This window comes from Streptomyces sp. NPDC093064, assembly GCF_044754605.1.
Classification (GTDB): Bacteria; Actinomycetota; Actinomycetes; order Streptomycetales; family Streptomycetaceae; genus Streptomyces.
In genome coordinates, this window is sequence record NZ_JBIVPK010000034.1 from 68991 (window position 1) to 77283 (window position 8293).

The 8293-nt window shown below is 72.2% G+C and carries 5 protein-coding genes; 2 read left to right on the plus strand and 3 right to left on the minus strand.

Annotated features, from left to right (window positions below; translation table 11 throughout):
- Positions 1-21: 21 nt before the first annotated feature.
- On the minus strand, positions 22-2388 hold the full coding sequence (locus ACIQFZ_RS30750; protein ID WP_365423065.1) for a TIM-barrel domain-containing protein: 2367 nt from the start codon (positions 2386-2388) through the stop codon (positions 22-24).
- Positions 2389-2602: 214 nt separating this feature from the next.
- On the opposite strand from ACIQFZ_RS30750, the gene ACIQFZ_RS30755 reads away from it, so the two are divergent.
- Together ACIQFZ_RS30755 and ACIQFZ_RS30760 are read left to right on the plus strand one after the other, a co-directional pair.
- The gene (locus tag ACIQFZ_RS30755) at positions 2603-4570 is read left to right on the plus strand and encodes an acetoacetate--CoA ligase (RefSeq protein WP_365423068.1); all 1968 of its coding nucleotides are present in this window, start codon (positions 2603-2605) and stop codon (positions 4568-4570) included.
- A gap of 125 nt (positions 4571-4695) precedes the next feature.
- Entirely contained in the window at positions 4696-5586 is an 891-nt protein-coding gene (locus ACIQFZ_RS30760) for a hypothetical protein (RefSeq protein WP_402692722.1), read from the plus strand.
- 71 nt (positions 5587-5657) lie between these two features.
- Here the strand turns inward: ACIQFZ_RS30760 and ptsP are convergent, their stop codons facing one another.
- Complete coding sequence (ptsP, locus tag ACIQFZ_RS30765; RefSeq protein WP_365423074.1) at positions 5658-7328, minus strand: phosphoenolpyruvate--protein phosphotransferase; 1671 nt, start codon at positions 7326-7328, stop codon at positions 5658-5660.
- A 92-nt stretch (positions 7329-7420) separates the two neighbouring features.
- Positions 7421-7870 carry a PTS glucose transporter subunit IIA gene (locus ACIQFZ_RS30770; RefSeq protein ID WP_141362943.1) on the minus strand — a complete coding sequence of 150 codons (450 nt, stop codon included), beginning with the start codon at positions 7868-7870 and terminating at the stop codon, positions 7421-7423.
- Positions 7871-8293 lie beyond the last annotated feature (423 nt).

Here is an 8293-nt window from a genome sequence, read left to right on the forward strand (position 1 = left end):
CCGCTCGGTGCTCGCCCGAACTCAGGACGCGCCGAGCCCCCGTATGCGCACCGGGTGGGGCGGCTCGCCGGCACCGTCCTCCCGCTCGCGCTCGACGACGACCTCCCCGCCCTGCCAACGGGTCGCGTAGCGTTCGATCTCCGGCTCCTCCCAGCCGTCGCCCGCGTCCGGCACCACCAGCCCGCCGCCCGTACGCCCCTGGGCGGGCGCCCACACCTCCAGCTCCAGGCCGCCGCCCTCACCCCGCACGGGAATCACGGCGCCCGCGCGCGCGAGCACCGGAATCCGCGTGAGCGGGGCGTCGACCAGCACCTGCCCCGGCCCCTCGTACGCCCGTCCCGTCGCCGTGTCGTACCAGCGGCCCCGCGGCAGCCGCACCGCCCGCCGGTCCGTACCGGGGTCGAGCACGGGCGCCACCAGAAGGCCGTCGCCGAGCAGGAAGGCGTCCTCGCAGTCCCGCAGAGCGCGGTCCTCCGGCGCGCCCCACCACAGCGGCCGCACATAGGGCGCCCCGGTGCGCCGCGCCAGGTGCGCGAGCGTCACGAAGTACGGCAGCAGACGCCGGCGCTCGACGAGCGCCACGCGCGCGTGCTCCAGGACCTCCGGTCCGAACTCCCACGGTTCCCCGCGCCCCGCCCGCGGGCTCGCGAGCGTGCGGAACAGCGGCAGACAGGACCCCAGTTGGAGCCGGCGCAGATACAGCTCGGGGGAGGGGACGCCGTCGGACCCGCCCACGTCCGGGCCGGAGTACGGCACTCCGCACAGACCCAGTCCCAGCACCAGCGACAGCGACGCCCGCAGCCCCGGCCAGCCGGCGGCCACGTTGCCCGACCAGATGCCGCCATAGCGCTGCATCCCGGCCCAGCCCGAGCGCGAGAAGAGGAACGGCCGCTCCTCGGGCACCAGGTCTCGCAGCCCCTCGTACGCCGCCTCGGCCATGCACAGGGCGTACACGTTGTGCCCCTGGCGATGGTCGCCGCCCCGGCCCTCCACGGCGTGCCGGGCCGACCGGGGCAGGGTCGTCTCGCCGAAGGCTGCGAAGGAGGTCGGCTCGTTCATGTCGTGCCGGAAACCGGCGAAGCCCTGCCCCAGCCGCTCCCGGTACAAGCCGCCCCACCACTGCCGGACGCGCGCGTGCGTGAAGTCCGGGAAAACCGCTTCTCCGGGCCGGGCGACGCCCCGCACCACCCGGCCCGAGGCGTCCCGCACGAAGGCGTCCGCGGCCGTTCCGCCGTCGTACACGGCGTTCCCCGGCGCGGCCCTCACGGCAGGTTCGACGACGGACACCAGCCGGATCCCGTCCCGCCGCAGTTCCTCGGCCAGCACCGGCAGCTTGGGGAAGCGGTCCTCGTCGACCGTGAACACCTGGTGCGCGTCGTGGTGGTCGGTGTCCAGGTGCACGGCGTCCAGCGGCAGTTCGTGCTCGTGGTAGCCCGCGACGATCCGCCGCACCTCCTGTTCGCCGCCGGAGCCCCACCGCGCGTGATGGTGCCCCAGGGCCCACGCGGGCGGGACCGCGGCCGGTCCGGTGAGGGAGGACCAGACGTGCGCCACGCGCGCGGGGGTGCCGACGACCACCCAGCAGCGCAGCGGACCACCGTCCATCCTGAACTCGCTCGCCCCGGCCCGGTCATGGCCCGAGCCGGCGCCCTCCGCACCCTGCCGGAGCGTGACCGTGCCGTCCCAGGAGTTGTCATGGAACACCAGGTGCGTGCCCGCGTCGGCCACGACCAGCTGGACCGGCATGGTGACGTGGAGCGGGTCGTCACCGGGACCGAACGCATGGCCCGGATCGGTGTTCCACAGGCGATAGGTGCCGTCGCGCAACCGGGGACCGCCGGCCCGGCCGCCCAGACCGAAGAACCGCGCGTCGGCCGCCACCTCCGACCGCTGCGACCACCGTGCGGGGCCCCCGCCGACCGGCTCCCACCACCGGGGCGGCAGATCACGGCGCAGCGGCACGCCCCCGGGCGTGCGGACCTCGATCGCGCCGAGCCGCGAGACACCGACGGTGACCCGCTCGGCCACGACCCGCCAGCCACCGTCCTTGTCCGGCTCCAGCACCGCGCGCGGGTCCGGCTCCGGGCACGGGCGGGCGAGCGCGTACGACGGCTCGGGCCCGGCGCCGTCCCAGCCCAAGAAGACGGCCCCGTTCCCGGCGACGGCGATACGGAGCTCCGAGCGGGCGAAGCGGACGACACCGCCCCCAGGCCCGGGCGCCACGTCCCGCACCGCACCGGGCACCCGCGCGCGTTCGGCCCCTCGTGACGGCAGGCCGCCGGCGTCCGCACGCCGCCGGCGCCACGCGGCGCGTACGGTGCGCAGCCCCTGGGCCACCCCCGCCGAACCGACCGCCTTCACCGAACGCACCAGGTCACGACCGTCCATGCTGCTCACCCTGCCATCGACGGCCGTTGGCGCGCGTGGCGTTCAACTGCCGTTCATCCGTGCCGCGACCACATCTTCACGACGCGGGCTATGTGCGGTGCACCCTGGTGTAGAAGTCGATCACATGGCATCGTCCGTGTCAGCCGCGTCACGCGCACACCCCAGCACGTGCGCGGACCGACGCACACGACGCGCACAGTCCGGGAGCCGCCCCATGTCGACCGCGAACCCCCTGCCGCTCTGGCGGCCCGATCCGCAGCGGATCGCCCAGGCACAGATCACGAAGTTCCAGTCCTGGGCGGCCGAGCACCACGGCGCCCCGGCCCTGGGCGGTTACCCGGCCCTGCACCGCTGGTCCGTCGACGAGCTGGAAACCTTCTGGAAAGCCGTGACGCAGTGGTTCGACGTACGGTTCACCAGCCCCTACGCGCGCGTGCTCGGCGACCGGTCGATGCCCGGCGCCGAGTGGTTCCCCGGCGCCACCCTGAACTACGCCGACCACGCCCTGCGCGCGGCCGCCACGCGCGCCGACGAACCCGCCCTCCTCCACGTCGACGAGACACACGAACCGCGCCCGGTGACCTGGTCGGAGCTGCGCCGCCAGGTGGGCTCCCTGGCCGCCGAGCTGCGCGCCCTCGGCGTACGCCCTGGGGACAGGATCAGCGGCTATCTGCCGAACATCCCCCAGGCCGTCGTCGCCCTCCTCGCCACGGCCGCCGTCGGCGCCGTCTGGACGTCCTGCGCCCCCGACTTCGGCGCCCGCAGCGTCCTCGACCGCTTCCAGCAGGTGGAACCGGTCGTCCTGTTCACCGTCGACGGCTACCGCTACGGCGGCAAGGAGCACGACCGCCGCGACGTCGTCGCCGAACTGCGCCGCGAACTGCCCACGCTGCGCGCCGTCGTCCACATTCCGCTCCTGGGCACCGAAGCGCCCGAGGGCGCCCTGGAGTGGTCCGACCTGACCTCCGCCGACGTCGACCCCGTCTTCGAACCGGTGCCCTTCGACCACCCCCTGTGGGTGCTGTACTCCTCGGGCACCACCGGCCTGCCCAAGGCGATCGTGCAGTCCCAGGGCGGCATCCTCATCGAGCACCTCAAGCAGCTCGGCCTGCACTGCGACCTCGGCCCAGGGGACCGCTTCTTCTGGTACACGTCGACCGGCTGGATGATGTGGAACTTCCTCGTCTCCGGACTGCTGACCGGCACGACGGTCATCCTGTACGACGGCAGCCCCGGCTACCCCGACACCGGCGCCCAGTGGCGTATCGCCGAACGTACCGGAGCCACCCTGTTCGGCACCTCCGCCGCCTACGTCATGGCCTGCCGCAAGGCGGGAGTCCACCCCTCGCGCGACTTCGACCTGTCGAAGGTGCGGTGCGTCGCGACGACCGGATCGCCGCTGCCGCCCGACGGATTCCGCTGGCTGCACGACGAGGTCCGCGAGGACCTGTGGATCGCCTCGGTCAGCGGCGGCACCGACGTGTGCTCCTGCTTCGCGGGAGCGGTACCGACCCTCCCGGTCCACATCGGCGAACTCCAGGCCCCGTGCCTGGGCACCGACCTCCAGTCCTGGGACCCGAACGGCACACCGCTGGTCGACGAGGTCGGCGAACTCGTGGTCACCAACCCCATGCCGTCCATGCCGATCCACTTCTGGAACGACCCCGACGGCAGCCGCTACCACGACAGCTACTTCTCCATGTACCCCGGCGTGTGGCGGCACGGCGACTGGATCACGCTCACCTCCCGCGGCTCGGTGATCATCCACGGCCGCTCCGACTCCACCCTCAACCGCCAGGGCGTGCGGATGGGCTCAGCCGACATCTACGAAGCCGTCGAACGCCTCCCCGAGATCAAGGAATCCCTCGTCATCGGCGTCGAACAGCCCGATGGCGGCTACTGGATGCCCCTCTTCGTGCAGCTCGCACCCGGAGCCGCCCTCGATGACGCGCTGCTCGGCCGCATCAAGCGGACCATCCGCGAACAGCTCTCCCCACGCCACGTCCCCGACGAGGTCATCGAGGTGCCGGGCATCCCGCACACCCTCACCGGCAAGCGTATTGAGGTCCCGGTCAAGCGCCTCCTCCAGGGCACCCCGCTGGACAAGGCGGTCAACCCCGGCTCGGTCGACGACCTCGACCTGCTGCGCTTCTACGAGGAGCTGGCCCGCAAGCGCGCCTGAGCGCCGCGTCCCCCACCGTCCACGGTGGGGGGCCCGCAGGCTCCGTGAACGCCTGCCCGCCCCCGTTGTCAGTGGCTCCGGTTACGGTGAGTGAGCATTGATCGACTGCGCTCACAGGGGGAAACATGGCGCACACCGACCACCTGACCATGCGGCGCGTCCTGCGCCGGGAGATCGCCGGCACCATCGGCCTGCTCACCGACGAACAGGACTTCCGCGCCATGCGGCGCTACCGCAGCTTCACGTTCGACGACCACACCACCTATCTCCACCAGGTCGAGAAACTCCTCCAACTCGTGGCCGCTCAGGGCGGCCACACCACGGTGGCCCTCTTCGACCCGGAGGAGTACGCCGAATACTGCGCGGCGAGCGGCCTCGACCCCGACATCCCGCCCAGCCGCGCCCGCTTCACCGCCGAACTCGCGAGCACGGGCCCCACCCTTCCCTACGACGGTCGGCCCCTGGCCGAACTCGTCCCCGACCTCGTCGACGAGGCCGTCCGCCAGGCCACCTGGGAGTACGCCTCCACCCTGCTGGCCCGGCTCGGCCCCTGCGCCTCCTGCGGCGAGAACATCGGCCGCGCCGCCTTCGCCAGGGCCGCGGACCTCGTCGTCCGCATCCTCGACACGGCCCCGCCCGGCAACCGGCACCTGGTGTGCAGCGTCACCGGCACACCCGAAACCCTCGTCGCCGTCCTCCACGCCGACGACGAAGGCGACGCCACACAGCTCGACGAGGCCGAAGCCCTCGAGTTCACCACGGTCCTCGCCCTCGGCATCGCCACCGACGGCCCCGGCGGGCTCGTCATGCGCACCACCGCCCCCGACACCGTAGACCGCGTCTACGGCTGGCGACTGCGCGCCGGCGGCCTCGAACCCCTCACCGCCGGCGAGGTCTTCGACGCCTACTGCACCGACATCGAATCCGGCGACCTGATCTCCCCGGAATCCGGCGTCGACTACGGCGAGCCGCCCGACCTCGGAGCGGAAGAAGGACCGGCCCCGCAGCATGGCTGAACGCCCGAGGGGCGCCCCACCCGACAGGTGGAGCGCCCCTCGAAGGCCAGCCGGCGAACGGCGGGCCACGGTCACTCGCCGGACAGCACCGCCTGCGCCGCAGCACGCGCCTCGTCCGCGCTGTCTGCGGCACGCGCCGCCGCGGCCGCACGCTCGCACTGCGCCAGCGTGTACTTCGCCAGCGTCGCCCGTACATAGGGAAGCGACGCCGCACCCATGGAAAGGGAGGTGACACCCAGACCGGTCAGCACGCACGCGAGCATCGGGTCGGACGCGGCCTCACCGCAGACCCCGCAGCTCTTGCCCTCGGCCCGCGCCGCCTCGGCGGCGATCGCGACCAGGTCGAGCAGCGCGGGCTGCCACGGGTCCTGCAACCGCGACACCGCACCCACCTGACGGTCGGCGGCGAAGGTGTACTGCGCCAGGTCATTGGTCCCCAGCGACAGGAACTCCACCTCCTGAAGCACCGAGCGCGCCCGCAGCGCGGCTGACGGGATCTCGACCATCGCACCGAACTTCGCCCGCAGCCCAGCGGCACGGCACGCGTCCGCGAACGCCTTGGCGTCCGTCCGGTCCGCGACCATCGGGGCCATCACCTCGAGGTAGACCGGCAGGCCCTCGGCCGCCTTGGCGAGCGCCGACAACTGGGTGCGCAGCACCTCGGGGTGCTCGAGCAGCGTCCGCAGCCCCCGCACACCGAGAGCCGGGTTCGGCTCGTCGGCCGGCGTCAGGAAATCCAGCGGCTTGTCCGCGCCCGCGTCCAGCACACGCACCACGACCCGGCCCTCGGGGAAGGCCTCCAGCACCTGCCGGTAGGTCTCGACCTGCTTCTCCTCGGACGGCGCGCTCTTGCTGTCGTCCAGGAACAGGAACTCGGTCCGGAACAGACCGACACCCTCGGCACCGGCCGCGAGCGCCGCCGCCACATCCGCGGGACCGCCGATGTTCGCGAGCAACGGCACCTTGTGGCCGTCCGAAGTGGCACCGGGACCGGTCGCGGACGCCAGCGCCGCCTTGCGCTCGGCGGCCGAGGCCTCCAGCTGCGCCTTCTTCTCCTCACCGGGGTTCACGAAGATCTCGCCGGTGCTGCCGTCGACGGCGATCACCGTGCCCTCGGCCAGCTCGACGGCGCCGGGCAGCGCCACGACGGCCGGCACACCGAGCGCCCGCGCCAGAATCGCGCTGTGACTCGTCGGCCCGCCCTCCTCGGTGACGAAGCCCAGGACCAGGGTCGGGTCCAGCAGCGCCGTGTCCGCCGGCGCCAGGTCACGGGCGACCAGCACATACGGCTCGTCGCTGTCCGGCACACCCGGCATCGGCACACCGAGCAGACGAGCGACGATACGATTCCGCACGTCGTCCAGGTCGGCCACCCGGCCCGCGAGGTACTCACCGGCACCGGCGAGCAGGTCCCGGTAGGCGGCGAACGCGTCGTACACCGCGCGCTCGGCCGTGCTGCCGACGGCGATACGCCGATCCACATCCGCGATCAGCTCGGGGTCCTGCGCCATCAAGGCCTGCGCCTCGAGCACCGCCTGCGCCTCGCCCCCGGCCAGATTGCCGCGCGCCATCAGATCGGCTGCCACGGCCTCCACCGCCTGACGGGCGCGCCCCTGTTCACGCTCCGCCTCTTCCGCGGGGATCTGCCTGGCAGGCGGCTCCAGCACCGCCGTCCCCATGTGCCGAACCTCGCCGATCGCCACACCGTGGCTCACACCCACGCCTCGCAGCGTTGTCTCCATCTCACCCGTCTCCGATAGTGCGGCGGGTCCCACCGCCGCGGTGGTTGTTGTGCGCCGTCCCCAGGAAGGCCGCCCCTGGGAAGGCAGTGGTGTCACTTCCAGGTGAAGAGACGGTCGCCGGCCTTCACTTCTCCGTTGTCGCGGAGATCGGAGAGGCTGTCGGCGGTGGCCTCCAAGGCCACGATCGGGCACACGGGGGACTTGCCCGCGGCTTCGACGGCGGCGGGGTTCCAGCGCACCACGGCCTGGCCGCGCACCACCGTGTCGCCCTTCTTCACCAGCAGCTCGAAGCCCTCGCCGTTGAGCTGCACGGTGTCGATGCCGAGGTGGGTGAGCACCCCGCGCCCCTCCTCGTCGACGACGACGAAGGCGTGCGGGTGCAGCGAGACGATGACTCCGTCCACGGGGGCCACGGCGTCGGCGGGCTCGCGTACCGGGTCGAGCGCGGTGCCGGGGCCGACCATGGCTCCGGAGAAGACCGGATCCGGCACGGCGGCCAGTCCGATGGCGCGTCCTGCGACGGGGGACGTCACGGTGGTCATGGGAAGCCTCCCAGGGGTGGAGATTCATGTGCGCCGTCACTGCCTCGCCAAAGACGGCGCAGTGCGGCAGCAGGCTGTGTCACGGTAAGTACCGGTTACGGGCGAGAGCTTACACAGCTCACGTTGGTGGTCTAGACCACCAAACGAAACGATTTGCACCCACTCCGCGGATCCATGTACAGTCGTACCTCTGCTCGGGGCTGAGTGACGCCACCAGGCGTCCTTGCCGGGCAGCACCCATACTTGTCAGATCCTATCTCGGGATCATCTTCTGCATGCCCGCAGGACGGTGGTCAGAGAGACCGGAAAAGCCTGATAGAGTTTGGATCACCGAAGGGAAGCGCCCGGAGGAAAGCCCGAGAGGGTGAGTACGAAGGAAGCGTCCGTTCCTTGAGAACTCAACAGCGTGCCAAAAGTCAACGC